The sequence below is a fragment of the Streptomyces sp. NPDC005483 genome (assembly GCF_040606035.1).
GTDB lineage: Bacteria > Actinomycetota > Actinomycetes > Streptomycetales > Streptomycetaceae > Streptomyces.
In genome coordinates, this window is record NZ_JBEXEA010000005.1 from 64445 (window position 1) to 88784 (window position 24340).

Here is a 24340-nt window from a genome sequence, read left to right on the forward strand (position 1 = left end):
AAGGTGCTCCTGTTGATGTTGGTCTTGCAGCACACTCCTCGTCGGAGGCGAGGCGTCATGGTGCAGACCAACACGAGCAAGGTGAGCCGGTGGGACCAGCACGGGCGCGAGCATGTCGTCCAGGTGCTCCGCAAGGGCCCGCAGCGCACGATCAGATGTGACACCTGCGGGTGGCGCAAGGGGGCCCAGTTCCTGCCCTGGCTGAAGGCGGAGGAACACCTGGCGGAGGCCCACCAGGCGACGGTGGACCCGTCGCAGACGTAGCGCGGTCAGGCCTTGAGGCCGCGCACCAACAGGTCCACCAGTGCCGTGAACTCCTCTTCCACGCCCGGCTGTTCCCACTCCCCGGCATAGCCGGGGTCGTGGAAGCGGCCGGTGGCCTGGAAGACGGCTCGGGCCGCCACGGCCGGGTCGGCGACGGTGAAGGTGCCCGCCTCGACGCCGTCCCGGACGATGCGGGTCAGCTGGTCGGTCAGCTCGGCGAGGTGCTCGATGACCGCCGCGACATTCTCCCCGGTCAGGACCGTGTAGGTGGCGAACAGCTCCGGATCGTCGCCCGCCTTGCGGCGCTTGGCCTCGAACAGCGCGGCGAGCCAGTCCCGCAGGCGGGCCTCCGGATCACGGTCCTCCTCGGCGATCGCGGCGAGCATGCCCGTCGCCCGGTCCAGCCACCGCTTCGTCACCGCCTCCCGCAGCGCCGCCTTCGTCCGGAAGTGCCGGTAGACGCTGCCATGGCTGACGCCGAGCGCGCGCGCCACGTCGATCACGGTGGCCTTGGCCGGGCCGTGACGGCGCAGCACCTCTTCGGTGGCTTCGAGGATGCGCTCGGCGGTCAGGATCTCGATGGTCGGCGGCATGCCTAGACGGTACCTGGCACGGTGTTCACCGCTCGCTGTCGAGCATCGCCATCAGCCAGGCCGACGGCACCCAGGACCACGCCGAGCCGTCCCCGGCCCCTGGCACCGACCAGCGCCACGGTGATCACCGCTCGCCGTCGAGCATCGCCGTAAGCAGCCCCACGTCCGCCGGCACGGCAGCCTCGATCGCGGCCAGGCCGACGGCACCCAGGGCCACGCCGAGCCGTCCCCGGCCCTTGGCACCGACGAGCGCCACGGTGTTCACCGCTCGCTGTCGAGCATCGCCATCAGCGGTGCCGCGTACCGCTCACCGGCCACCGCGTCCGCCGGTACGGCGTCCTCGATCGCGGTGAGGTCGGCGGCGTCCAGGGTCACGTCCAAGGCGCCCAGTGCCTCGCCGAGCCGTTCCCGGGTCTTCGCGCCGATCAGCGGCACGATGTCGTCGCCCCGGGAGGCCACCCAGGCGATGGCGATCTGCGCGACGGTGACGCCCTTCTGTTCGGCGATCTTGCGCAGGGACTCGACCAGCGTGAGGTTGTGCTGGAGGTTCTCGCCCTGGAAGCGGGGCGAGTGGGCGCGGAAGTCGTCGGCGGCGAGTCGCCGGTCGGCCGTGAGGTGACCGGAGATCAGTCCGCGCGAGAGCACTCCGTACGCGGTGACGGAGATGCCCAGCTCGCGCAGGGTGGGCAGGATCTCCCGCTCGGGACCACGGGACACGAGCGCGTACTCGATCTGGAGGTCGGAGATCGGGGCGGTGGCGGCGGCCCGGCGAATGGTGTCTGCGCCCACCTCACTGAGCCCGATGTGCCGGACCCAGCCCTTCTCGACCAGTTCGGCGATCGCGCCGACGGTCTCCTCGATCGGCACCTGCGGGTCGAGCCGGGAGGGGCGGTAGACGTCGATGTGGTCGACGCCGAGCCGCTGGAGGGAGTACGCGGCGAAGTTCTTCACGGCGGCGGGGCGGCCGTCGAAGCCGGACCAGCCGCCCTCCGGGTCGCGCAGGGCGCCGAACTTCACACTGAGCAGCGCGTTGTCGCGCAGGGAGGCCGGAGCGGTGCGCAGTGCCTCGCTGATCAGCAGTTCGTTGTGGCCCATGCCGTAGAAGTCGCCGGTGTCCAGCAGGGTGACGCCGGCCTCCAGGGCGGCGTGGATGGTGGCGATCGACTCGGCGCGGTCCGTCTCGCCGTACATACCGGACATGCCCATGCAGCCGAGGCCGAAGGCGGAGACCTGGGGGCCGGTGGTTCCGAGGGTTCGCGTTCGCATCGTCATGCCGCCCACCCTGCCATGACAGCTGACAGATTTCAATATCTGTCAGCTGTCATTCGTCATGCACCTTCACGTCCGGGTGGTGGCCAGCTTGGCCCCGAGCAGCACGAAGGACCCCGCGAAACTCCGCCGCAGCCAGGCCATCACCCGGGGCCGGGAGATCACATGACTGCGGACCGAGGCCGCCAGGACCCCGTACCCGGCGAAGACCACGAAGGTCGCCAGCATGAAGACCCCGCTCAGGGCCAGCATGCGCGGCAGGGCGTGCGGCTCGGCCGGGCTCACGAACTGGGGCAGGAACGCGAGGAAGAAGATCGTCAGCTTCGGGTTGAGGAGGTTGATCAGCACCCCCCGGACGATCACGCGGCCCGCGGACCGGGGCGCGCCGTCCTGGTCGACGTCGATCACCTGCTTGTCCCGCACGGTCGCCCAGGCCATGTACAGGAGGTAGGCGACCCCGGCGTACTTGACCGCCTGGAACGCCACGGCACTGGCGTTCAGCAGCGCGGCGAGCCCGGTGACGGTGGCCAGGACGTGCGGCACGATCCCGAGGGTGCAGGCGAACGCGGCGACGACGCTCGCGCGAGGACCGCGGGAGAGTCCGGCGGCCAGCGTGTAGACGACGCCGGTGCCGGGAGTGGCGACCACGACGAGGGTGGTGAGGAGGAAGGCGAGGCTCATGGGGCCAGCCTGGACATGCGACGGCCCCCGATACAGGGCCAAAGCGAGGCGTGTATCGGGGGCCAAAGACAGCGGGGGGGACCTAGCAGCCGATCAGCCGGGCCGCCAGGTAGCCCTCGATCTGGTCGAGGGAGATCCGCTCCTGCTTCATGGAGTCGCGCTCGCGGACCGTGACCGCGTTGTCCTCGAGGGTGTCGAAGTCGACGGTCACGCAGTACGGCGTACCGATCTCGTCCTGGCGACGGTAGCGGCGGCCGATGGCACCGGCGTCGTCGAACTCGATGTTCCAGTTCTGGCGCAGCGCCTGGGCCAGGCCCTTGGCCTTCGGGGACAGCTCGGCGTTGCGGGACAGCGGGAGGACCGCGACCTTCACCGGGGCCAGGCGGTGGTCGAGGCGCAGCACCGTGCGCTTCTCCAGCTTGCCCTTGGCGTTGGGGGCCTCGTCCTCGACGTAGGCGTCGAGCAGGAACGCCAGCATCGCGCGGCCGACACCGGCCGCGGGCTCGATGACGTACGGCGTCCAGCGCTCGCCGGCCTCCTGGTCGTAGTAGACGAGGTCCTGGCCGGAGGCCTTGGAGTGGGCGGTGAGGTCGTAGTCGGTGCGGTTGGCCACACCCTCCAGCTCACCCCACTCGTTGCCGCCGAACTGGAAGCGGTACTCGATGTCGGCGGTGCGCTTGGAGTAGTGGGAGAGCTTCTCCGCCGGGTGGTCGTACCAGCGCATGTTCTCCTCGCGGAGACCGAGGCCGGTGTACCAGTTCCAGCGCTGCTCCATCCAGTACTCCTGCCACTTCTCGTCCTCGCCCGGCTTGACGAAGAACTCCATCTCCATCTGCTCGAACTCGCGGGTGCGGAAGATGAAGTTGCCGGGCGTGATCTCGTTGCGGAAGGACTTGCCCATCTGCGCGATGCCGAACGGCGGCTTCTTGCGCGAAGCGACCTGCACCTGGGCGAAGTTGGTGAAGATTCCCTGCGCGGTCTCCGGACGCAGGTACGCGACGGAGCCGGAGTCCTGGGTCGGGCCGAGGTGGGTGGAGAGCAGACCCGAGAACTGCTTGGGCTCGGTGAACTGGCCCTTGTTACCGCAGTTGGGACAGTTCACGTCGGCCAGGCCGTTCTCCGGGGCGTGCCCCTTCTTGGCCTCGTAGGCCTCCTCCAGGTGGTCCGCGCGGAACCGCTTGTGGCAGGAGGTGCACTCGGTCAGCGGGTCCGTGAAGGTGGCCACGTGACCCGACGCGACCCAGACCTCGGGGGCCAGGATCACGGACGAGTCGATACCGACCACGTCCTCACGGGACGTCACCATGTAACGCCACCACTGACGCTTCAGGTTCTCCTTGAGCTCGACACCCAGCGGTCCGTAGTCCCAGGCGGCGCGCTGACCGCCGTAGATCTCACTACAGGGGAAAACGAAGCCACGGCGCTTGCTCAGGCTGACGATGGTGTCGATCTTGTCGGCGGCCACGGTGCTCTCTTCATGCGAATGGACGGCAGCGAATGCTTCAGGTTACCGGCGCGGCCACCCCCGGTATCAAATCGGTTCGCGACCCGGACTTTGTTGACAACGGTTTCCATATTTGATGAAAATGACTGTCATGAACGTACGACGTCGCCTCATACCCGCGGTCGCCGCGGCCGCCGCCCTCGCCGCCCTGTCCGCCTGCTCCACCGACAGCGCCGCCGCGGGCAACACCGGCAAGTTCGACGTCGTCGCGTCCTTCTACCCGATGGCCTTCCTCGCCGAGCGGATAGGCGGGGACCACGTGCACGTCACCAGCCTGACCGAGCCCGGCCAGGAGCCGCACGACCTGGAGATCAGCGCCAAGCAGACCGCGCAGCTCCAGGAGTCCGACGCGGTGCTCTACCTCAAGAACCTCCAGCCCTCCGTCGACGACGCCGTGAACCAGTCCGAGATCAAGACGAAGATCGACGCCGCCTCCCTCACCTCGCTGGAGAAGCACGGCAACGAGGTCGGCGGCCACGCGGCCGAGCACGACGACCACGCCGACGACGAACTCGCGGGCCTCGACCCGCACGTCTGGCTCGACCCGGTGCGCTACGCGCAGATCGCCGAGGGCGTCGGCAAGGCCTTCGAGAAGGCCGACCCGGACCACGCGGCCGACTACAAGGCCAACACCGCGGCCCTGGTGAAGAAGCTCGACGCCCTGAACAGCGAGTTCAAGACAGGGCTCGCCGACACCGGCACCAAGGTCTTCATCACCACCCACGCCGCCTTCGGCTATCTCGCCGAGCGCTACGGCCTCACCGAGGAGGCCATCAACGGTCTCGACCCGGAGTCGGAGCCGAGCGCCGACCGCGTCAAGGACCTTGAGAAGATGGCGAAGGCCGACGGCGTGACGACCGTGTTCTACGAGACGCTCGTCAGCGACAAGACCGCGAAGACCATCGCCTCCGACGCCGGTCTGAAGACGGACGTCCTCGACCCGATCGAGGGCATCACCGAGAAGTCCCGCGGCAAGGACTACTTCTCGGTCCAGGAAGCCAACCTCAAGGCGCTGCAGAGCGCCCTGGGAGCGAAATGACACCGGAGGACGGCATGACCGAGCCCGTCATCGCGCTGCGCGCGGTCCGCGCCGACCTGGGCTCCCGGCCCGTCCTGCGCGGCATCGACCTCACCGTGCACCGCGGTGAGGTCGTCGCCCTGCTCGGCGCCAACGGTTCCGGCAAGTCCACCGCGATCCGCACGATCATCGGCCAAGTGCCGGTGGCCGCCGGGGAGATCGAGCTCTTCGGCACCCCGCGCGGGCGCTTCCGGGACTGGGCGCGGCTCGGGTACGTCCCGCAGCGCACCACCGCCGCGGGCGGCGTCCCCGCGACCGTCACCGAGATCGTCTCCTCCGGCCGCCTGTCCCGGGCCCGCTTCGGCGTGCTCCGCAAGGCCGACCACGAGGCCGTACGGCGGGCCCTGGAGCTGGTCGGCATGGCGGACCGCGCCAAGGACTCCGTGAACGCCCTCTCCGGCGGCCAGCACCAGCGGGTGCTGATCGCCCGCGCACTCGCCGCCGAACCCGAACTGCTGATCATGGACGAGCCGATGGCGGGCGTGGACCTGGCGAGCCAGGAGGTGCTGGCGCGGACGCTGAAGGAACAGGTGGACCAGGGCGCCACGGTCCTGCTCGTCCTGCACGAACTGGGCCCCCTCGAGCCGCTGATCGACCGGGCGGTCGTCCTGCGCGACGGCTGTGTGCAGCACGACGGGCCGCCCCCGCGCGCCGTCGGCCAGCACGCCCTGCCCGGACACGACCACGTCCACCCCCACGACCACGAGCCGATCCGTACGGGACTGCTGAGCTGATGGACTTCCTCGACTACGCCTTCATGCAGCGGGCCCTGCTCGCCGCCGTCCTGGTCGGCATCACCGCCCCCGCGGTCGGCATCTACCTGGTTCAGCGCCGCCAGGCCCTCATGGGCGACGGCATCGGCCACGTCGCGATGACCGGCGTCGGCCTCGGCTTCCTGCTCTCCTGGTCACCGGTGTGGATGGCGACCCTCGTCTCGGTGCTCGGCGCGGTCCTCATGGAGCTGATCCGCTGGTACGGCAAGACGCGCGGTGACATCGCCCTCGCGATGCTCTTCTACGGCGGTATGGCCGGCGGCGTGATGTTCATCAACCTGGCGCCCGGCGGCTCCAACGCCAACCTGACGTCGTACCTGTTCGGTTCGCTGTCCACGGTCTCCGAGTCGGACGTGACGGCGATCTGCTTGCTGGCCGCGTTCGTGGTGCTCGTCACCCTCGGACTGCGCCGACAGCTGTTCGCGGTCAGCCAGGACGAGGAGTTCGCGCGGGTCACCGGGCTGCCGGTGCGCGCGCTCAACCTGCTGACCGCGGTCACGGCCGCGGTGACGGTGACCGTGGCGATGCGCGTGGTCGGGCTGCTGCTGGTCAGCGCGCTGATGGTGGTGCCGGTGGCGGCGGCGCAGCAGCTCACCCGGAGCTTCGCGGCGACCTTCGCGATCGCGGTGGCGATCGGCGTGACGGTGACGATCGGCGGCACCGTGACCTCGTACTACCAGGACGTGCCGCCCGGCGCGACGATCGTGCTGCTGACCATCGGGGCGTTCATCGTGCTGACGGGCCTTGCCACCCCGCTGGCCAGGCGACGGGCCCGGGCGGCCGCCGCCGCGCAACCCGCGCCGGACCCGGCCGAGTGCGCGATTCCGGCCAGTCGGGGAGCGGACGGCCCGGTCGGCGTCTGACCCGGCACAGGCCGGGCTGGCACAATGGCCCGGCAGGCGCCGAACGAAGGAGTAACCCGTGACGACCGCAGGACCGCCAGTGAAGGGCCGCGCCACCCGGCAGCGGGCCGCCGTGGCGGCGGCCCTCGACGAGGTCGACGAGTTCCGCAGCGCGCAGGAACTGCACGACATGCTCAAGCACAAGGGCGACGCCGTGGGTCTGACCACGGTCTACCGCACGCTCCAGAACCTCGCCGACGCGGGCGAGGTCGACGTCCTGCGCACCTCCGACGGCGAGTCCGTCTACCGCCGCTGCTCCACCGGCGACCACCATCACCACCTGGTCTGCCGGGTCTGCGGCAAGGCCGTGGAGGTCGAGGGCCCGGCCGTCGAGAAGTGGGCCGACGCGATCGCCGCCGAGCACGGATACGTCAACGTGGCGCACACCGTGGAGATCTTCGGCACCTGCGCGGACTGCGCGGCCGCCCAGGCCTGACCCACAAGGAACACACAGGGGAGCCGAGGGATAACCCTTGGCTCCTCCTCCTTTGCATGACATGACCCGGACAACGTGTCACGCTCCCTCCAGCTCTCACGCAGTTCCCGCACGGCACCTCCACCCCGTCGTCGCAGTAGGAGCAGTAGGAGTACGAGTGAGACCCTCCCCACGAAGATCAGCCGTTGCCGCGTCCCTGGTGGCCGCCGCGTCCCTCCTCGCCGTAGGCGTCCAGACGGTGCCCGCCGCCGCGAAGCCCGCCTCCCCTCACCCCAGCCCCCTGCGCACCGGAGGTCTGGAGGCCAAGCTCTCCCCGGCCCAGCGCACCGCACTGATCAAGAGCGCGTCCGGCAGGGCCGCGGCGACCGCCGACTCCCTGGGCCTCGGCGCCAAGGAGAAACTGGTCGTCAAGGACGTCGTCAAGGACAACGACGGCACCCTCCACACCCGCTACGAGCGCACCTACGGCGGCCTCCCCGTCCTCGGCGGCGACCTCGTCGTGCACACACCCCCGGCCGCGCAGGCCACGGGCACGCTCAGCGCGACCTTCAACAACAACCGCCGTACCGTCTCGGTCAAGTCCACGACCGCGACCTTCGGCAAGGCGGCCGCCGAGACCAAGGCGCTGAAGACCGCCAAGGCGCTCAAGGCCGACAAGCCCGCCGCGCAGACCGCCCGCAAGGTGATCTGGGCGGGCTCCGGCACGCCGAAGCTCGCCTGGGAGACGGTGGTCTCCGGCTTCCAGGACGACGGCACGCCCAGCAAGCTGCACGTCGTCACCGACGCCACCACCGGCGCCGAGCTCTCCCGCTACGAGGGCGTCGAGACCGGCACCGGCAACAGCCAGTACAGCGGCACGGTCACCATGGGCACCACGCTCTCCGGTTCGACGTACCAGCTGTACGACACCACGCGCGGCGGCCACAAGACGTACAGCCTCAACAACGGCACGTCGGGCACCGGCACCCTCATGACGGACGCCGACGACGTCTGGGGCACCGGCTCCGGCTCCAACACCCAGACCGCCGGTGTCGACGCGCACTACGGGGCCCAGGTGACCTGGGACTTCTACAAGAACACCTTCGGCCGCAGCGGCATCAAGAACGACGGGGTCGCCGCCTACAGCCGCGTCCACTACAGCTCGGCGTACGTCAACGCCTTCTGGGACGACGACTGCTTCTGCATGACGTACGGCGACGGCACCAGCAACACCCACGCGCTGACCTCGCTGGACGTGGCCGGGCACGAGATGAGCCACGGTGTCACCTCCAACACGGCAGGGCTCAACTACACCGGTGAGTCCGGCGGGTTGAACGAGGCCACCTCCGATATCTTCGGCACCGGCGTGGAGTTCTACGCCAACAACTCCTCCGACGTCGGCGACTACCTCATCGGCGAGAAGATCGACATCAACGGCGACGGCACGCCGCTGCGCTACATGGACAAGCCCAGCAAGGACGGCGGCTCGGCGGACAGCTGGTACTCGGGCGTCGGCAACCTCGACGTGCACTACTCGTCCGGGCCCGCGAACCACATGTTCTACCTGCTCTCCGAGGGCAGCGGCACCAAGACCATCAACGGCGTGACCTACAACAGCCCGACCTCCGACGGGGTCGCCGTCGCCGGGATCGGCCGGGCCGCCGCCCTGCAGATCTGGTACAAGGCGCTGACGACGTACATGACGTCCAGCACCAACTACGCCGGGGCCCGCACCGCCGCCCTGAACGCGGCAGCCGCCCTCTACGGCACCAGCTCAGCGCAGTACGCCGGGGTCGGCAACGCCTTCGCGGGCATCAACGTCGGCAGCCACATCACCGTGCCGTCGACCGGCGTGACGGTGACCAACCCGGGCAGCCAGACCTCGACGGTCGGCACCGCCGTGAGCCTCCAGGTCTCGGCCAGTTCGACCAACAGCGGCTCGCTGACCTACGCCGCCACCGGTCTGCCCACCGGCCTGTCGATCAGCAGCTCCACCGGCACCATCTCCGGCACCCCGACCACGGCCGGCACCTACAGCACCACGGTCACGGTCACCGACAGCACCGGGGCGACCGGAACGGCGTCCTTCACCTGGACCGTGAACTCCAGCGGCGGCGGCAGCTGCACCTCCACGCAGTTGCTGGGCAACGCGGGCTTCGAGTCGGGCAGCACGACCTGGACCGCAAGCAGCGGCGTGATCACCAACGACACGGACGAGGCCGCCCGCACCGGCTCCTACAAGGCGTGGCTGGACGGCTACGGCGCCACCCACACCGACACGCTCTCCCAGTCGGTGACGATCCCGAGCGGCTGCACGGGGACGAAGTTCACCTTCTACCTGCACGTCGACACCGCGGAGACCACCACCAGCACGGCGTACGACAAGCTGACGGTGACCGCCGGATCGACGACTCTGGCCACGTACTCGAACCTGAACGCGGCCTCCGGGTACGTCCAGAAGTCCTTCAGCCTGTCGGCCTTCGCCGGTCAGACGGTCGCCCTGAAGTTCACCGGTGTCGAGGACTCCTCGCTCCAGACGAGCTTCGTGATCGACGACACGGCGGTGACGACGAGCTGATCACCTGAGCGGTGAGGGCGGCTCGGAGGCTCAGGCCTCCGGGTCGCCCTTCATCGCTTCCTCCATGGCGAGCAGCTCCTCGTTCGGGACGGCCCCGCCGAAGCGGCGGTCCCGGGAGGCGAACTCGACACACGCCCGCCACAGGTCACGGCGGTCGAAGTCGGGCCACAGGACGTCCTGGAAGACCATCTCGGCGTACGCGCTCTGCCAGAGCAGGTAGTTGGAGGTGCGCTGTTCGCCGCTGGGCCGCAGGAAGAGGTCCACGTCGGGCATGTCCGGGTAGTACAGGTACTTCGCGAGGGTCTTCTCGTTGACCTTGGACGGGTCGAGACGGCCCGCCTTCACGTCCTCGGCGAGGGCCTGCGCGGCATCGGCGATCTCGGCCCGGCCGCCGTAGTTCATGCAGAAGTACAGGGTCAGCTTGTCGTTGTCCTTGGTCTGCTCCTGGGCGACCTGGAGTTCCTTGGCGACGGACTTCCACAGCTTGGGCATCCGGCCCACCCAGCGCACCCGGATACCGAGCTCGTCGAGCTGGTCGCGGGTCTTGCGGATGAAGTCACGGTTGAAGTTCATCAGGAAGCGGACCTCGTCGGGCGAGCGCTTCCAGTTCTCGGTGGAGAAGGCGTAGAGCGAGATGTTCTTCACACCGGCCTCGATCGCGCCCTGGAGCACGTCGAGGACCCGCTCGGCACCGACCTTGTGTCCTTCCGTCCTCGGCAGCCCGCGCTCCTTGGCCCACCGGCCGTTCCCGTCCATGACGATCGCCACATGCTCGGGGATCAGCTCACCGGGGAGCTTCGGCGCGCGGGCACCGGACGGGTGCGGCTCCGGCGCCCTGTACTCGCGCCGCCGGCGCCCCAGGATCCCGTTTACGACCATGGTGCTTCTCGTCTCCCTCTCAGGGTTGCTTCTCTACGTAACGCAGGGATCTGAGCCCGCGTTCCAGATGCCAGTGCAGGTAGGCGGAGACCAGCCCGCTGCCCTCCCTGACGTACCGCGGCTCGCTCGCGTCCGCGGTCTCCCAGTCTCCCGTAAGCAGTGCGGCGAGAAGTTCCAGGGTCTGCGGCGACGGTACGACGCTGCCCGGCACCCGGCAGTCCACACAGACCGAGCCTCCGGCCGCCACGGAGAAGAAGCGGTTCGGGCCGGTCATGCCGCACTTCGCGCAGTCGCTGAAGCTGGGGGCGTAACCGTTGACGGCGAGGGAGCGCAGCAAAAAGGCGTCGAGGACCAGGTGGGGCGCGTGCTCGCCCCGGGCCAGGGTGCGCAGGGCGCCGACCAGCAGCAGGTACTGCTGGACGGCCGGCTCGCCCTCGTGATCGGTGAACCGCTCGGCGGTCTCCAGCATGGCCGTCCCGGCGGTGTACCGGGCGTAGTCGGAGACGATCCCGCCACCGTACGGGGCGATGGTCTCGCTCTGCGTGCACAGCGGCAGCCCGCGCCCGATCAGCTCGCTCCCCCGCGCGAAGAACTGCACGTCGACGTGGGAGAAGGGTTCGAGGCGGGCGCCGAACTTGGACTTGGTGCGGCGCACGCCTCTCGCCACGGCCCGTACCCGCCCGTGACCGCGCGTGAGCAGCGTGATGATCCGGTCCGCTTCTCCCAGCTTCTGCGTCCGCAGCACGACCCCGTCGTCCCGGAAGAGACTCATCGCACACCCCCGGGCGGGGTGCGCGGCACGGGGCCGTGGTGGCGGAACAGACTCATGAGCCCATTCTCGCCTACGCGCAGCCGTGGTCGTCGGCGTGCTCGACTCCGCCCTCCGCCGGGGTGGCTTCCCGCAGGGCGTCCGGTACCGCGTCCCACTCCCTGCCACCGCCGTACGGTCTGAGTTGGACGTACGGCCCCTCATGCCCCATCACGACGCCGGACCTCCCGGTACGGGTGTCCACGACGTAAGAACCCACGGGCATTTTCGTCACCGATTCCCTCCCGACTTCGATTCCATCGAAATCCCCAACCTTTCCGAGTTTCACTCTTCCTGTCTCCAGAGTGCCCTTCTTTCCCTACACTCGGCAGGAGTCTGCGCACTACAAGTGCAAAGCTGAACAAGGGGGTTGGCCATGGCCAATGGTTCACGGCAGGCAGCGTGGGAGTTCTTCGGAACGGAACTGCGGCGACAGCGGGAGGAAGTGGGGATGACCCAGGCTGAGCTGGGATCACGCGTCTTCGTCTCCGGCGCTTATATCGGGCAGTTCGAGCAGGCCTTTCGAAAACCGCAGCTGGATATCTCCCAGCGGATCGACGCGGTTCTACAAACTGACGGTATTTTCGAGCGGTTGTGCAGGAAGCTCATCGACGACAGGCGGTATGCGGATTACTTCGCGCCAGCGGCGGAGTTGGAGGGGCTGGCGACGACTGTCTGGGACTTCGAGCCGACGGTCGTACCGGGACTTATGCAAACTCCGGCGTACGCGCGAGCCCTGGTGCTGGCGACACACCCACTCGCCACGGATGAGCTCATCGCCGACAGGGTCGCTGCCCGCATGGAGCGGTCCCAGCTCCTCAAGGACGCTACAAGGCCGATGTATTGCGTGATCGTGCACGAAACCGTGCTCCGCGTGCCCGTCGGTGGTCCCACGACCGCGGCTGAGGCACTGGAGCACATGGTCGCCATGGCCGACGAACGCAAGGTCCTGCTACAGGTGCTGCCGTTCTCGGCCGGAGCGTCCGCCTACAACGGCTCGCTCAGGCTCATGGAGTTCGACGACGCCCCACCGACCGCCTATACAGAGACGTCGTTTTCGGGGAGCCTCCTTGACGGCCCGGCAGTGGTGAAGCAGGCACGCCGAGCTTACGATCTGCTCAGGGGTGCCGCACTGTCGCCGGAGGCGTCCCTCGCCCTGATCCGATCGGCAGCTGAGGACTTCAGACGATGCACGAGTACGACCTGAGCAACGCCCACTGGCGCAAGAGCAGCTACAGCAACGGCGACGGCGGCAACTGCGTCGAGGTCGCCCCCGGAGTATCTGACCTCGTCCCCGTCCGGGACTCCAAGCTAGGCACGGACAGCCCCGTCCTCGCCTTCCCGACCGACACCTGGACCCACTTCCTCGGACTCCTCAAGTAGCTCCCCCGGGGGTAAACCCCCCTGCCAATCCGGCAGTTGACCGGATGGGGTCGGGCCGCTCACTCCGCGAGGCTCCTCGCATGAAGCAGATGACGAAGAGCCTCGCCCTGATCGCCGCCGCCTCCGGTGCCGTCTTCGGTGTCCTGACCCCGCTGTCCGCCTCCGCCGACTCCGGCGCCCCCGCGCTGAAGTGGACCAAGTGCGAGGGCAGCAGCCTCGATCCGCGCCAGCAGTGCGCGACCGTCTCCGTGCCCATGGACTACGCCGACCCGGGCGGCCGGAAGATCGAGATCGCCGTCTCCCGTATCCGCAGCGAGAATCCGGACGCCCGGCGCGGTGCCCTGCTGCTGATCCCCGGCGGGCCCGGCGGCGACAGCATGAACGACCCCTCGGGGAAGGGGCAGAAGCTGCCGAAGAGGGTGCGGGACGCCTATGACCTGATCGGCTTCGCGCCGCGCGGCATGGCTCCCTCGACGGCCGTCGACTGCGGGCTCGAACACCGGGACCTGGCCCGGACGACCATGCTGCCCTGGCCCTCCGCGGACGGTTCGGTCGACGCGAACATCGCCGCGGGGAAGCGCGTCTCCGAGGCCTGCGCACGCAACGGCGGCGAGCTGATCCAGCACATCAGCACCCTCAACGAGGCGCGTGACCTCGACCGCGTACGGGCCGCTCTCGGCGAGCGCAAGGTCTCCGCGTGGGGCGTGTCGTACGGCACCTATGTCACCGACGCCTACCTCCAGTTGTTCCCGCACCGCACCGACCGTGTCGTCCTGGACAGCAACGACAACCCGGACCCCGTCCTCGCCGAGCGTGCCTGGCTCGCCGCGTTCGAGCGGGGCGCCGAGGACAACTTCCCGGAGTTCGCCAAGTGGGCCTCCGCGCCCGGCAATCCGGACCGCGTCGCCGACACGGCCGCCGAGGTCCGGCCGCAGTTCCTGAAGCTCGCCGCCCGTCTGGACCGCGAGCCGATCCCCTGGCCGGGCGCCAACCCCGAGGAGCTGAACGGCAATGTCCTGCGCCAGTCGATGCTCGACTCCTTCTACGACCCGGACGACTACCCGGCCCTCGCCAAGCTGATCCTCGCCGCCCGGAAGGGCACGGTGCCGCCCGCCCCGGCGGGACCGCCCGAGGCCGTGCTTCAGAACGTCACCGCGGTCGCCGCCGCCACCATCTGCAACGACGTCGACTGGCCGAACGACCCGGTGATGTACCGCGAGGGCGTGGCGAAGAGCCGTGCCGAGTTCCCGCTGACCGGCGGCATGCCGAGGAACGCGATGGCGTGCCCCTCCTGGCCGTGGGACCCGAAGGAGGCGCCGGTGCACGTCTCCGACCAGGGCCCGTCCAACATCCTGATGGTGCAGAACGAACGGGATCCCGCCACCCCGCTCAGCGGCGCCCTCAAGCTCCGTGAGGCGCTCGGCCGGCGTGCCGTGATGGTCACCAACGACTCCACCGGCCATGACGCCTACCTCGACAACGGCACCGCGTGCGGCGACGCGGCCGTCTCCCGCTTCCTGGCCACGGGCAAGCGGCCCGCCAAGGACCTCTACTGCGGGTGAGCGCACCGCCCGTACCGGCGGGCCAGCGCGTGGAACGCCTCCTTCGGTTCCCAGTGCCAGTCCGAACGCGGGTCGTCGGGGCGGTCCCTGATCGCCTTGGCGATGCCGTAGCTCGCCATGTCGAGGTCGTGACGCGGGTCGCCGGGGCGGTGGGGGGCGTCGGCGGTGAGGAACTCGAAGGCCATCGCGGCGTAGAGGCCCATCGACTCGAAGACGTCGAGGAGTCGGGTGAGGTAGACGGCCTGGGTGTGCTCGCTGCGCACGACGTTGCCCTTGATCTCCGGCGGGTCCTTGTCGTAGTCGACGATGTCCCAGCCCATGCCCCCCGCCTCGGGGGCGCCGACGAACGTGCAGGTGCCGAACTCGGTGATGGCGACGGGCTTGCCCCAGCGCAGGTACTGCCTCAACTCACGTACGTAGTCACGCGGTTGACGGAAGTACGAGTAGTAGTCGATGCCGACCACGTCGAACAGGTCCCAGTCGACCTCGTCGTCCTGGGCGGCGGCGTAGCTGAGGCGGCCGTGGAAGACCGAGCGGCCCACCTTGGCCGCCCTCGCGGTGAAGCGGTCCAGTGCGCGCTGCATCCGCACCGGGTCGAAATTGCCCTTCATACGGTTCTCGACCCGTTCCAGGACCGTGTCCCCCGGCAGGATCCCCGGCACGAACAGCCAGAACTCGCAGCCCACGCTGAGCTCGACGCTCGCGCCCTGGCGGCGCAGCCGCTCCGCGAACCGGCCGCACTCCGCCAGGTGGTCGAGGATGTCCCGCTGCGGGACGTCGCCGAGGGTCGGCTGGAGCCAGACGTGCAGCCCGCGTTCGGCCACCTCGGCGGCGGTGGCGGTGAGACGTTCGACGCCGTCACCGGTGACGTCGACGGTGTCGGCGTGCAGGTCGTCGCGGATGGCCCGAATGTCGCCGCGCATCCGGGCGGCGTTCCAGGCGGTGGCGGGGGTCTCCCCCTCACCGACGGTGTAGACGACGCCGTGGCGCCTGAGTCCGTGCGGTCGCGCGTTCGCCTGGGCCCGGGCCGCCGGCAGGAGCAGCGCGGCCCCGGCCCCTGCGGCTCCCGCCAGGAACTGTGCGCGGTTGATCCCCGTTGTCTTCTCCATGCCGCCACTGTGTCGGCCACGGGCGGGCCTGTCCGTCGGCCGATGGTCTACGGCGGTGCAACCAAGGGATGACCACCGACGTCGATCATTGAAGAGATCGGTCTGTGTCCCCGAACGAAGGAGAGCAAGATCTTAGGCTCCGGAAACCTGTCCCGACGCACCCTCCTGGCGGCCGGTACAGCCGCCCTCGTGACCGGCGCGAGCACGACCGCGTACGCCGCCGACGACGACGTCACCACCCGGCTGCGCGCGCTGGAAGAGCGGTACGACGCCCGGCTCGGCGTCTTCGCCCACCACCTCGCCACCAAGCGGTCCGTTCGCTTCCGCGCCGACGAGCGCTTCCCGATGTGCTCCTTGTTCAAGACCCTCGCGGCCGCCGCGGTCCTGCGCGACCTGGACCGACACGGCGAGGTCCTCGCCCGCCGCATCCACTACACCGCGGACGACCTGGTGCAGCCGGGCTCCGACCAGACGGCGGCACACCTCGCCGAAGGCATGACGATCGCCGAACTCGCCGACGTGGCCATCACCTACAGCGACAACGCGGCCGGCAACCTCCTGCTGCGCGAACTCGGCGGCCCCACCTCGATCACCCGCTTCGCCCGCTCCCTCGGCGACCGGGTGACTCGCCTGGACCGCTGGGAGCCGGACCTCAACACCGCCGAGCCGTGGCGGCTCACGGACACGACGAGCCCGTACGCCATCGGCCGCACCTACGGCCGGCTGATCCTCGGCGACGCGCTGAACCGGCGGGACCGGGAGCTGCTCACGCACTGGCTGCTGAACAACACGACCAGCGTGAACCGCTTCCACGCGGGTCTGCCGAAGACCTGGACGATCGCCGACAAGACGGGCAGCGGCTCCTACGGCACCGCCAACGACGTCGGCGTCGTCTGGACCGGGGACGGTGACCCGATCGTCCTGTCGGTGCTGTCGACCATGCCCGCACCGGATGCCGTACGGGACGACGCCCTGGTCGCCGACGCGGCCGCGGTGGTCGCCGACACCCTGACCTGACCGGTCAGAACCGCCGGACGTACCGCCGCTGCCAAGGGGTCGAGGCAGTTCGGGCGAGGGGGGATCATGGGACGGTCGATCCCGAGGAGCCCCGATGATCCTTCCCGCCCCGCTGACCGGAGTCGTCCCGCCCGTCTGCACGCCGCTGACACCGGACCGCGAGGTGGACGTCCCCTCGCTGCTCAGGCTCGTCGACCATCTCGTCGCGGGCGGCGTGCACGGGCTGTTCGTCCTCGGTACGACGTCCGAGGCGGCCTTCCTCACCGACGCCCAGCGCGGGCTGGTGGTGGAGACGGTCGCCATGCACGTCGGGGGGCAGCTGCCCGTACTGGCCGGGGTGATCGACATGACGACGGCCCGGGTCCTGGACCACGTGCGGGCCGTCACGGCGGCGGGCGCCGACGCGGTCGTCGTCACGGCGCCCTTCTACACGAGCACCCATCCGCGGGAGATCGCCCGCCACTACCGGCTGGTCGCGGCCGGCAGCCCGGTCCCGGTCATCGCGTACGACCTGCCGAGCGGCGTCCACACCAAGCTCCCCGCTGACGTGGTCCTGGAGCTGGCCGCCGAGGGCGTCCTGGCCGGCCTCAAGGACTCCAGCGGCGACCTCGCCGGCTTCCGCACCGTCGTCTCCGGCGCCCGCGCCCACCCCGGCGTCACCGGCTTCAGCGCCCTGACCGGCTCCGAACTCGTCATCGACGCGGCCCTCGCGGTCGGCGCGGACGGGGCGGTGCCCGGTCTCGCCAACGTCGACCCCGAGGGGTACGTCCGTCTCGACCGGCTGTGCCGCGCGGGCGACCTGGACGCGGCCCGCGCCGAACAGGAGCGGCTGTGCGCCCTGTTCGGCATGGTGAGCGTGGGCGACCCGGCCCGCATGGGCGCGTCGTCGGCGGCCCTGGGCGCGTTCAAGGCGGCGCTGCATCTGCGGGGCGTGATCGACTGCCCGGCGACGGCGGAGCCGCAGGTGCCGTTGTCGGCGGCGGAGGTGGCGCGGGTGGGCGAGTTCCTGGCTGCTGCCGGGCTGCTGTGACAGGGCGGCCGGGCGTTTCGGGCGATCTCCGTGATTCGCGGTCGGGGTGGTGACCGCTGGGGAATGATGCCGACATGACGGAGATCGCCAGCTCGCTGTGGAACGACGACGTCGCCGGACCCGGCCTCCGCGAGGCGCAGGCGCCGTACCAGGCAACGGTGTTCGAGCAGTACCGACTCTGTGTGGAGATGGCCGACCGGGTCAGCGGACGCCGCAACCTCGCCAACACCTTCTTCCTGACGCTCAACAGCGGTCTCGTCGCCTTTCTCGGCGCCTGGCTGTCCCGGCCGCGCCAGGGTGACCTCTCGGTGCTGCTGCTCCTCGCCGGCCTGTTGGTGCTGCTGGCGATCTGTGCGACCTGGTGGGTCACCGTGCGGTCGTACCGGCAGCTGAACGAGGGGAAGTTCAAGGTGATCGCGGCCCTGGAGCAGCGGTTACCGGCCCGGGCCTTCTCGGCCGCCGAGTGGAAGGCGCTGGACGAGGGGCGGAACTGGCGGGTCTATCTTCCGCTGACCCACGTCGAGCAGTGGATCCCCGTCACCTTCGCGGTGACGTACGCGCTGGGATTCGCCTCGTTGGCCCTGTGACCCCACCGGTTCCGGCCAGAATCGCCTATCAGGGTTTCAACTCACCGGTAACTACCGAGAGTTGAGTCACCTACCGCAATCCCGCCTCTATAGTCGCCACGACGTCACGGCCGTCGCACCGCCGTGCCGCGTCACTGGAGTACCGCGTCGGAACAGGGCGGCAACCAGCCCCCAGTACGCCGCATTCGTGAACGGGGGGCTTTACCCATGCCCGGTGTCGACCATGACAGCGGGGCACTCTTCGGGCTGCCGTTGGTCGTGCCCCGATCGACGGAGTACACCCGCCTCGGGGTGCCGCCGGAGGCGACGGCCGACGAGATCCGCGCCGCGGCCGCCCGCTACGACGCCCTGCTGCAGGCACGGGGAGCAAGCGACGAGGAGATCGCCGCCGCGCACGCCGTCAACCTGGAGAGCACCGAGGCCCGCGCCGCGCACGACGCCCGCCACCCCCCGCTCCCCCTGCTGCGCCTGGAACCGACCTGGGAGCCCGTGCTCGACGACCGGGCCGTCGGAATGACCGTGCTGCGCCGCGAGACCGAGGCCTTCCTGAGGGCGGCCGGCGAGGACGTTCACCATCCCACGGACACCACCCGCACCGATTTCACCGGCGACTTCACCCGCACCCATCTGCTCGACGGCTTCGCCGACGAGTGATCCCCGGAGGAGCTCACATGGATGACCAGCTGCACCGGGTCGTGGGCATCGACCTCGGCACGACCTACTCGGCCGTCGCCGCCTACCACCCCGACGACCTCGCCCCCCAGATCCTCGCCGACCCCGAACGCGAGGGGAACGCCGCCGTCGCCACTCCCTCGGTCGTACGCCTCGACGCCGCCACCGGCGCGCTCGTCGTCGGGCACGACGCCAAGAACGCGATCCGTGCCGGCGGCCCGGCCGCGGACGACACCATCGTGGAGATCAAGCGGGAGATGGGCGCCGTCTTCACCGGGGAGCTGCTGGAGCACTTCGGCGCGAAGGGCGTCCACAAGGAGGGCGACCCGGTACGGGTCAGGCTCGGCGGCGAGTGGCTGCGCCCGCAGGAGATCAGCGCCCTGGTGCTGATGCAGATGAAGCGGATCGCGGAGCGCTCGCTGGGCGGCGAGATCCACGACGCGGTGGTGACCGTACCGGCGTACTTCATGGAACGGCAGAAGAAGGCCACCGAGGAGGCGGCCCTGCTCGCGGGCCTCTACCCCCGCCAGCTGATCCCCGAGCCCACCGCCGCCGCCATCGCCTACGGCGTCGACCGGGCCGAATCGGAACGGCAGGTGTACCTGGTCTTCGACCTCGGCGGCGGCACCTTCGACGTGTCGATCATCGAGACCCGGGACGACCAGATCGAGGTCATCGCCACCGCCGGCGACCAGCGCCTGGGCGGCGGCGACTTCGACGACGCGATCGCCCGCTGGATCGTCGCGGAGCTCGGCGACGCGCTGCCCAAGGACACCGAGCGGCTGCGGATCAAGGCGGCGGCCGAGGCCGCCAAGCGCGAACTGTCCCTGCGCTCCACCACCACCGTCGACATCGGCGAGGGCATCCCCACCCTGGAGCTGGACCGCGCCACCTTCGAGCGCGAGATCCAGCCGATCCTGCAGCGCTCCCTGCACCAGGTCGACGAGGCGCTGCGGTTCGCGCGGCAGAAGAAGGGCGTTCAGCCCGAGGACGTGCACGCGGTGCTGCTGGTGGGCGGTTCGACGCGGATCCCGCGGGTCCGGCAGATGCTGCTCGACCACTTCGACCAGGACGAGGGCTTCGTCCGCGGCGACGCCAACCCGGACACCCTGGTGGCCCGGGGCGCGGCCCTGGTCGCCAACCGCTTCGAGCCCTCCCCCGCCTTCGACCTCGCCACCCGGCCCACCGCGGAGCGCTCCGCCGACGAGCAGGACTACACGGTCACCCTGATCACGGAGCACACCCTCGGTGTCGGCGTGCAGCAGGGCCGTTTCAACCAGCTGATCGAGCGCGGCACCAAGATCCCGGCCCGCCAGGTGAAGACGTACACCAACCCGGAGCAGGCCGACCGCATCGAGGCGGCGATCTACCAGGGCGAGGGCGACTACGTCTACGACAACACCCTGATCGGCACGATCCACCTCGACGACATCGAGCCCCGGCCCGAGGGCTACCACCAGTTCGAGGTCGAGTTCTCCCTCGACGTGAACGGCCTCCTCGGGGTGCAGGTGACCCACACCAACACCGGCCGGGAGTACCAGGCGACCTTCGACCAGAGCACGACCATCGGGAAGGTCGACGAACTGGACGAGCGGCGCACGGCGCTGGTCGAGCTGTTCACCCACGGTTCCGCACCGCGGCCGGCGTCCCGGCAACCCGCCTCTCCGGCACCGGAGTTCACGATCCCCGACCCGGTGGCCGTGCCGGAGCCGGTGACCGTCCCCGCGCCGGTCTCGGCACCGCTCCCGGACATCGACCCCGCCGACGTGCCCGCCGAATACCGCCGCCTGGTCAAGAAGGCCCTGCGCACGGCCCGCGACGGACAGCCGCGGCCGGCGCTCGGCGAGGCCCTCGGCGCGTTCGTGGCGGCCGTGGGCTCGGGCGCGGACGAGGACACCCTGGACGAGCTGGCCGACCGGCTCGAAGACGAACTGTGACGACAGCGGCCGACGAGCGCACGAAGGCCGTCGAGAAGGAGCTCGACGCCGAGTACGCCGGGGTCGGATGGTGGGGCTCGGTCTTCCGCGCGCCCCGGCGCCGCCGCTGGTACCGGATCGTGCCGGCCGAGGAGATCAACGGGGAACAGCGCTCCGACCTGGTCGCCTGGCAGACCCGGCCGCGCCGCCGCGACCTGGTCCCCGTGGTGCCCGGTGAGCGGGGCGAGCAGCGGCAGATCGGCGGCCACTGGTACCAGGTCGTCAGTTACGAGACCGACGCGGGACGCGGCCTCGCCGACGCCCTCGACGACCCCGAACCGGCGGACCGGGTCGCGGCCGTGGCGGCCGCGCTGCGGGCGTATCCCGGCTGGCGCGAGGCGATCGGGGCGGGACTGGTGCCGATGCCCGCGGACATCGTGCTGACCGGGGACCGCGGGCCCCTGCTGCTCCCGCTGCCGCCCTGGGGCGCCCCGGCCCTCGACCAGCTGACCGGCGATCCGGAGCGGATCGCCCACCTCACCCCCGAGGCGGCCGCCGGCCGGCCCGCCCTCGCCCGGGACCCCGGCCTGTACGCGCTGGCCGTCGCCGCCCACCGCTGCTTCGGAAACCTGCCCGACACGGTCCCCGAACGGCTCCTCCAACGTGCCGCGTGCGCCGCGGTGTTCACCGACGAGGAGCGGCTGCCGCCCTGGATGCGCCGGGTGGAGCCGGTACGGGCGGTACGCGACCGGCTGCGCGACCTCACCGGGCCGGGTGCCGCGTACCTCGGCGTCGAGGAGTCCGGTGGGCTCGCCGATGCCCTCGACGCGGCCCGCGGCGCCATGGATCCCGTGACAGCCGTGCGCTCGCTGCGCACCGCGGGCAGCCCCCGCATGGCCGTCGGCCTCGCCCACAGCGCGCTGATCGACCGTCCCAGCTACGAACTCCTGCTGCTCGCCGCCGAGATCGCCCGCGAGGACCTGCGCGAGCCGCTGGAGGCGCTGTCCCTCCTGGAGCGGGCGGTCCAGGCGGACGCCGGACGGCCCGAGGCCTACGCGGCCCAGCTGTCGATCATCGGCCGGCTCTGGCCGGTCCTGGAGGGCAGCCTCGCCCGGGCCGCCGACGACTCCTTCACCCAGCGCCTGAACGACACGGCACGCACGGCCTTCCAGCGGCTCCCGAAGGAGCAACGGCGCGAGTACGCCCACGAGATGGCCCAATGCCTCATCGGCCAGGGCGCCTTCGCCGAGGCCAACGTCCACACGCACACCTGGCTGCACGACGACGGCACGCTGATGTGGTGGCGCTTCGACCTCATGCTCGACTACGCCGAGACCTTCCTGCTGCTCGGCCGCCGCGACGCCGCCGCCCAGGTCGCCGAACAGGTCAGGGCCGGGCTGCGCAGAGTGCGGGAGAACCGCGGGATGGCACCGGGCGAGATCCACGAGCACGGCATGCGGCTGGCCGCGTTCGACCGACGGCTGCTGGAGGGCGGCGCATGACCACGATTCTGCTGACGGTCGTCCTGCCGGTGCTGTTCCTGACGACGGCGGCGAGCGCGGCGTACTTCCTCGTCGTGCTGCCGGGTCGCTGGCGCAGGCCGTACCAGGAGGCCCTCGCGCTGCTGGACAGCGACGACCGGGACGAGCTGGAGCGGGCCGAGGCGCTGCTCGGGCAGGCCGTCAACGCGGGCCCGCGCGGGCGGGCGCTGAACCGGGTCCGGTTCGCGCAGGCGCATGTGCGGGCGATGCTGGGGACGTACGACCCGTCCCGTTACGGTGCCGCCGCGACCGTCCTCGACGAGCTGATCACCGCCGAGGGCCGGCGCACCGAGCACTCCGCCTACCTGGAACTGTGGCTCCAGGCCCGCCTGGAGAACCACGACCGCGTCACCGACCTGTACGCCGAGCACCGCGCCCTGCTCGACACCCGCCCCGACAGCCGCCGTATCGCCGCCGCCTCCCACCTCCAGCTGGCCGCGAGCCACTGGCGGCGCCGGGAGACCGACGGGGCGCTGCACCACTTCGACCGGGTGCGCGAGCTGGGCGAACTGACCGACCACATCCCGTCCGAACTGAACGACCTCCGGCTCGCCAAGGGCGTCCAGGCGGTGTTCGACGGGCGGACGGAAGAGGCCCGCGACGCCTTCGCCGCGGCACGCAGACGCTTCGAGGAGCAGCAGCTGTCCACCGTGGAGGCGGACCTCGGCCTGCTCGCCTGCGACTGGCCGGACGCGGACCCCGTGGAACTGGCCGAATGGCTGGCCGAGCTGGGCGACCAGCTGGACCGGCGCCCGCCCGCGGACGACGACACCGCGGCCCGGCTGCGCACCGGCATCGCCCTGCTGAGGCTGCACGCCCTGGTGCGGGAGTGGCGGGCCCGCCCCGCACTGTCCGGGGCGCCCTCGCAGTACGACCTCGGGGAGCTGGAGAGGCGGCTGACCGCCGTGCGCGAGGCCGATCCCGAGCTCGGGGACGCCGATCTCGTCGAGGGGCTGATCCGCTACTACTTCGCCCTGAACCAGCCGGAGCGCGAACAGGCGCTCGCCGTGCTGGACGCGGGCCGGCACAAGGCCAAGGCCGTCATGCTGCCCGAGGTGCTGGACCTCATGGAGCGCGAGCGGGAGCTGGGCGGGGAGGGCAACGCCCTGTCCCGCTATCTCGTCCTGCTCGGGGACTTCCTCGCCGAGCCGGGGCGCCCGGCCGAGGACCGCGCCCAACTCCTGCGCCTGAAGGAGAAGTTCCGGCAGCTCGTGCCGCCGGGCGACCTGGACGAGGACGCCGTCCCGCACCAGCGGGCCCCGCTGGACGACGTCAAACGCCAGGCAGAGGCGCTGCGCCGGCGGATCGAGCTGATCGTCTGGCCGCGGGTCCGCGACCTGCCCGACGACGCCCCCGCCAAGGAGGCCCTGCGTCGGCTGCTCGCCGATCTGGACGAGGCCGCCCTCACGGCCGCCGAGGGCGCGGCGGGCCTGCACCGCGCCGAGATCGCCGTCGTCACCAGGACCGCCCAGACACTTCTGCCGGAGGAGAGCCCGTGACGAGCAGTGACCTCCCCGCCCGCAGGTTCCGCGCCGGGCGACGCCCCACGGTGGACCACGCGGCGCTCCTCGACCGGCTTCCGCCCCTGGAGCACAGGCCCGCGCCCGACGCCGACCAGCTCTTCGAGCAGGCCTCGCTGGCCCGCGTGCTGCTGCTCATGGTGCGGGCCGACCAGGAGGCCGCGTACCGGCTCTGCCGGGAGCTGGCCGAACACGCCCTGGGCAGCGTGCCCGAACCGGGCGAGTCGGGCTGAGCCGACCGCCGCATCCCCCGTGCCGA

The 24340-nt window shown here is 70.6% G+C and carries 26 protein-coding genes; 17 read left to right on the forward strand and 9 right to left on the reverse strand.

The window, feature by feature from the left end; all coding sequences use genetic code 11:
* Positions 1-57 precede the first annotated feature (57 nt).
* Positions 58-264: a hypothetical protein gene (locus tag ABZT06_RS11575; protein WP_355738439.1), complete on the forward strand. Its 207-nt coding sequence runs from the start codon at positions 58-60 to the stop codon at positions 262-264.
* A gap of 5 nt (positions 265-269) precedes the next feature.
* Here ABZT06_RS11575 and ABZT06_RS11580 read toward each other — a convergent pair whose 3' ends face one another.
* From ABZT06_RS11580 to ABZT06_RS11600, 5 genes are all read right to left on the reverse strand, one after another.
* The gene (locus ABZT06_RS11580; protein WP_355738442.1) at positions 270-857 is read right to left on the reverse strand and encodes a TetR family transcriptional regulator; all 588 of its coding nucleotides are present in this window, start codon (positions 855-857) and stop codon (positions 270-272) included.
* A gap of 124 nt (positions 858-981) precedes the next feature.
* Entirely contained in the window at positions 982-1122 is a 141-nt protein-coding gene (locus tag ABZT06_RS11585) for a hypothetical protein (RefSeq protein WP_355738444.1), read from the reverse strand.
* Complete coding sequence (locus ABZT06_RS11590; protein ID WP_355738447.1) at positions 1119-2129, reverse strand: aldo/keto reductase; 1011 nt, start codon at positions 2127-2129, stop codon at positions 1119-1121. The genes ABZT06_RS11585 and ABZT06_RS11590 overlap by 4 nt, the downstream gene beginning before the upstream one ends.
* Before the next feature lie 66 nt (positions 2130-2195).
* Positions 2196-2807, reverse strand: coding sequence for a LysE family translocator (locus ABZT06_RS11595; protein ID WP_355738450.1), 612 nt, complete (start codon positions 2805-2807; stop codon positions 2196-2198).
* Positions 2808-2889: 82 nt separating this feature from the next.
* On the reverse strand, positions 2890-4272 hold the full coding sequence (locus tag ABZT06_RS11600; RefSeq protein WP_355738453.1) for a glycine--tRNA ligase: 1383 nt from the start codon (positions 4270-4272) through the stop codon (positions 2890-2892).
* Positions 4273-4402: 130 nt separating this feature from the next.
* Here ABZT06_RS11600 and ABZT06_RS11605 point away from each other — a divergent pair, with 130 nt between their 5' ends.
* The 5 genes from ABZT06_RS11605 (at position 4403) to ABZT06_RS11625 (ending at position 10057) form a co-directional block, all read left to right on the forward strand.
* Complete coding sequence (locus tag ABZT06_RS11605) at positions 4403-5350, forward strand: metal ABC transporter substrate-binding protein (RefSeq protein WP_355738456.1); 948 nt, start codon at positions 4403-4405, stop codon at positions 5348-5350.
* Positions 5347-6123, forward strand: coding sequence for a metal ABC transporter ATP-binding protein (locus ABZT06_RS11610; RefSeq protein WP_355738459.1), 777 nt, complete (start codon positions 5347-5349; stop codon positions 6121-6123). The genes ABZT06_RS11605 and ABZT06_RS11610 overlap by 4 nt, the downstream gene beginning before the upstream one ends.
* Positions 6123-7025 carry a metal ABC transporter permease gene (locus ABZT06_RS11615; RefSeq protein WP_355738462.1) on the forward strand — a complete coding sequence of 301 codons (903 nt, stop codon included), beginning with the start codon at positions 6123-6125 and terminating at the stop codon, positions 7023-7025. The genes ABZT06_RS11610 and ABZT06_RS11615 overlap by 1 nt, the downstream gene beginning before the upstream one ends.
* Positions 7026-7083: 58 nt before the next feature.
* A complete protein-coding gene (locus ABZT06_RS11620) occupies positions 7084-7500 on the forward strand; it encodes a transcriptional repressor (RefSeq protein WP_020116255.1) in 417 nt (138 codons plus the stop codon).
* Between the two features lie 157 nt (positions 7501-7657).
* The gene (locus ABZT06_RS11625; RefSeq protein ID WP_355738466.1) at positions 7658-10057 is read left to right on the forward strand and encodes a M4 family metallopeptidase; all 2400 of its coding nucleotides are present in this window, start codon (positions 7658-7660) and stop codon (positions 10055-10057) included.
* A 30-nt stretch (positions 10058-10087) separates the two neighbouring features.
* Here ABZT06_RS11625 and ABZT06_RS11630 read toward each other — a convergent pair whose 3' ends face one another.
* The 3 genes from ABZT06_RS11630 to ABZT06_RS11640 form a co-directional block, all read right to left on the reverse strand.
* Positions 10088-10936, reverse strand: a complete 849-nt coding sequence (locus ABZT06_RS11630; protein WP_125191743.1) for an isoprenyl transferase — start codon at positions 10934-10936, stop codon at positions 10088-10090.
* Between the two features lie 19 nt (positions 10937-10955).
* The gene (recO, locus tag ABZT06_RS11635; protein WP_355738470.1) at positions 10956-11708 is read right to left on the reverse strand and encodes a DNA repair protein RecO; all 753 of its coding nucleotides are present in this window, start codon (positions 11706-11708) and stop codon (positions 10956-10958) included.
* Positions 11709-11778: 70 nt separating this feature from the next.
* Positions 11779-11970: a hypothetical protein gene (locus tag ABZT06_RS11640; protein ID WP_355738473.1), complete on the reverse strand. Its 192-nt coding sequence runs from the start codon at positions 11968-11970 to the stop codon at positions 11779-11781.
* 150 nt (positions 11971-12120) lie between these two features.
* Here ABZT06_RS11640 and ABZT06_RS11645 point away from each other — a divergent pair, with 150 nt between their 5' ends.
* From ABZT06_RS11645 to ABZT06_RS11655, 3 genes are all read left to right on the forward strand, one after another.
* Positions 12121-12951: a helix-turn-helix transcriptional regulator gene (locus tag ABZT06_RS11645; protein WP_355738476.1), complete on the forward strand. Its 831-nt coding sequence runs from the start codon at positions 12121-12123 to the stop codon at positions 12949-12951.
* Positions 12933-13127 carry a DUF397 domain-containing protein gene (locus tag ABZT06_RS11650; RefSeq protein ID WP_355738479.1) on the forward strand — a complete coding sequence of 65 codons (195 nt, stop codon included), beginning with the start codon at positions 12933-12935 and terminating at the stop codon, positions 13125-13127. Before ABZT06_RS11645 ends, ABZT06_RS11650 begins: the two co-directional genes overlap by 19 nt.
* A gap of 80 nt (positions 13128-13207) precedes the next feature.
* On the forward strand, positions 13208-14689 hold the full coding sequence (locus ABZT06_RS11655; RefSeq protein WP_355738482.1) for an alpha/beta hydrolase: 1482 nt from the start codon (positions 13208-13210) through the stop codon (positions 14687-14689).
* Here the strand turns inward: ABZT06_RS11655 and ABZT06_RS11660 are convergent.
* Complete coding sequence (locus ABZT06_RS11660; RefSeq protein WP_355738484.1) at positions 14677-15798, reverse strand: abortive phage infection protein; 1122 nt, start codon at positions 15796-15798, stop codon at positions 14677-14679. The genes ABZT06_RS11655 and ABZT06_RS11660 overlap by 13 nt on opposite strands.
* Before the next feature lie 102 nt (positions 15799-15900).
* Between ABZT06_RS11660 and bla the strand changes: the two genes are divergently transcribed.
* The 8 genes from bla to ABZT06_RS11700 all read left to right on the forward strand — a co-directional run bounded on the left by bla (position 15901) and on the right by ABZT06_RS11700 (position 24314).
* A complete protein-coding gene (bla, locus tag ABZT06_RS11665; RefSeq protein WP_355739311.1) occupies positions 15901-16815 on the forward strand; it encodes a class A beta-lactamase in 915 nt (304 codons plus the stop codon).
* Positions 16816-16909: 94 nt separating this feature from the next.
* Entirely contained in the window at positions 16910-17845 is a 936-nt protein-coding gene (locus tag ABZT06_RS11670) for a dihydrodipicolinate synthase family protein (protein ID WP_355738487.1), read from the forward strand.
* 74 nt (positions 17846-17919) lie between these two features.
* Positions 17920-18432 carry a hypothetical protein gene (locus tag ABZT06_RS11675; RefSeq protein WP_355738490.1) on the forward strand — a complete coding sequence of 171 codons (513 nt, stop codon included), beginning with the start codon at positions 17920-17922 and terminating at the stop codon, positions 18430-18432.
* A gap of 207 nt (positions 18433-18639) precedes the next feature.
* Positions 18640-19086: a hypothetical protein gene (locus ABZT06_RS11680; RefSeq protein ID WP_355738492.1), complete on the forward strand. Its 447-nt coding sequence runs from the start codon at positions 18640-18642 to the stop codon at positions 19084-19086.
* A gap of 17 nt (positions 19087-19103) precedes the next feature.
* Positions 19104-21041: an Hsp70 family protein gene (locus ABZT06_RS11685; RefSeq protein ID WP_355738495.1), complete on the forward strand. Its 1938-nt coding sequence runs from the start codon at positions 19104-19106 to the stop codon at positions 21039-21041.
* The gene (locus tag ABZT06_RS11690) at positions 21038-22522 is read left to right on the forward strand and encodes a hypothetical protein (RefSeq protein ID WP_355738498.1); all 1485 of its coding nucleotides are present in this window, start codon (positions 21038-21040) and stop codon (positions 22520-22522) included. The genes ABZT06_RS11685 and ABZT06_RS11690 overlap by 4 nt, the downstream gene beginning before the upstream one ends.
* Entirely contained in the window at positions 22519-24060 is a 1542-nt protein-coding gene (locus ABZT06_RS11695) for a hypothetical protein (RefSeq protein WP_355738501.1), read from the forward strand. Before ABZT06_RS11690 ends, ABZT06_RS11695 begins: the two co-directional genes overlap by 4 nt.
* Positions 24057-24314, forward strand: coding sequence for a hypothetical protein (locus ABZT06_RS11700; RefSeq protein WP_355738504.1), 258 nt, complete (start codon positions 24057-24059; stop codon positions 24312-24314). The genes ABZT06_RS11695 and ABZT06_RS11700 overlap by 4 nt, the downstream gene beginning before the upstream one ends.
* Positions 24315-24340 lie beyond the last annotated feature (26 nt).

What these genes read in the sequence shown, in the direction of transcription:
- ABZT06_RS11605 (WP_355738456.1), top strand. Translation starts at nt 4,403, where the DNA reads ATGAACGTACGACGTCGCCTCATACCCGCGGTCGCCGCGGCCGCCGCC.
- ABZT06_RS11685 (WP_355738495.1), top strand. Translation starts at nt 19,104, where the DNA reads ATGGATGACCAGCTGCACCGGGTCGTGGGCATCGACCTCGGCACGACC.
- ABZT06_RS11580 (WP_355738442.1), bottom strand. Translation starts at nt 857, where the DNA reads ATGCCGCCGACCATCGAGATCCTGACCGCCGAGCGCATCCTCGAAGCC.
- ABZT06_RS11590 (WP_355738447.1), bottom strand. Translation starts at nt 2,129, where the DNA reads ATGACGATGCGAACGCGAACCCTCGGAACCACCGGCCCCCAGGTCTCC.
- ABZT06_RS11595 (WP_355738450.1), bottom strand. Translation starts at nt 2,807, where the DNA reads ATGAGCCTCGCCTTCCTCCTCACCACCCTCGTCGTGGTCGCCACTCCC.
- ABZT06_RS11660 (WP_355738484.1), bottom strand. Translation starts at nt 15,798, where the DNA reads ATGGAGAAGACAACGGGGATCAACCGCGCACAGTTCCTGGCGGGAGCC.
- ABZT06_RS11610 (WP_355738459.1), top strand. Translation starts at nt 5,347, where the DNA reads ATGACACCGGAGGACGGCATGACCGAGCCCGTCATCGCGCTGCGCGCG.
- ABZT06_RS11675 (WP_355738490.1), top strand. Translation starts at nt 17,920, where the DNA reads ATGACGGAGATCGCCAGCTCGCTGTGGAACGACGACGTCGCCGGACCC.
- recO (WP_355738470.1), bottom strand. Translation starts at nt 11,708, where the DNA reads ATGAGTCTCTTCCGGGACGACGGGGTCGTGCTGCGGACGCAGAAGCTG.
- ABZT06_RS11645 (WP_355738476.1), top strand. Translation starts at nt 12,121, where the DNA reads ATGGCCAATGGTTCACGGCAGGCAGCGTGGGAGTTCTTCGGAACGGAA.
- ABZT06_RS11640 (WP_355738473.1), bottom strand. Translation starts at nt 11,970, where the DNA reads ATGCCCGTGGGTTCTTACGTCGTGGACACCCGTACCGGGAGGTCCGGC.
- ABZT06_RS11655 (WP_355738482.1), top strand. Translation starts at nt 13,208, where the DNA reads ATGAAGCAGATGACGAAGAGCCTCGCCCTGATCGCCGCCGCCTCCGGT.
- ABZT06_RS11615 (WP_355738462.1), top strand. Translation starts at nt 6,123, where the DNA reads ATGGACTTCCTCGACTACGCCTTCATGCAGCGGGCCCTGCTCGCCGCC.
- ABZT06_RS11650 (WP_355738479.1), top strand. Translation starts at nt 12,933, where the DNA reads ATGCACGAGTACGACCTGAGCAACGCCCACTGGCGCAAGAGCAGCTAC.
- ABZT06_RS11680 (WP_355738492.1), top strand. Translation starts at nt 18,640, where the DNA reads ATGCCCGGTGTCGACCATGACAGCGGGGCACTCTTCGGGCTGCCGTTG.
- ABZT06_RS11695 (WP_355738501.1), top strand. Translation starts at nt 22,519, where the DNA reads ATGACCACGATTCTGCTGACGGTCGTCCTGCCGGTGCTGTTCCTGACG.
- ABZT06_RS11630 (WP_125191743.1), bottom strand. Translation starts at nt 10,936, where the DNA reads ATGGTCGTAAACGGGATCCTGGGGCGCCGGCGGCGCGAGTACAGGGCG.
- ABZT06_RS11670 (WP_355738487.1), top strand. Translation starts at nt 16,910, where the DNA reads ATGATCCTTCCCGCCCCGCTGACCGGAGTCGTCCCGCCCGTCTGCACG.
- ABZT06_RS11575 (WP_355738439.1), top strand. Translation starts at nt 58, where the DNA reads ATGGTGCAGACCAACACGAGCAAGGTGAGCCGGTGGGACCAGCACGGG.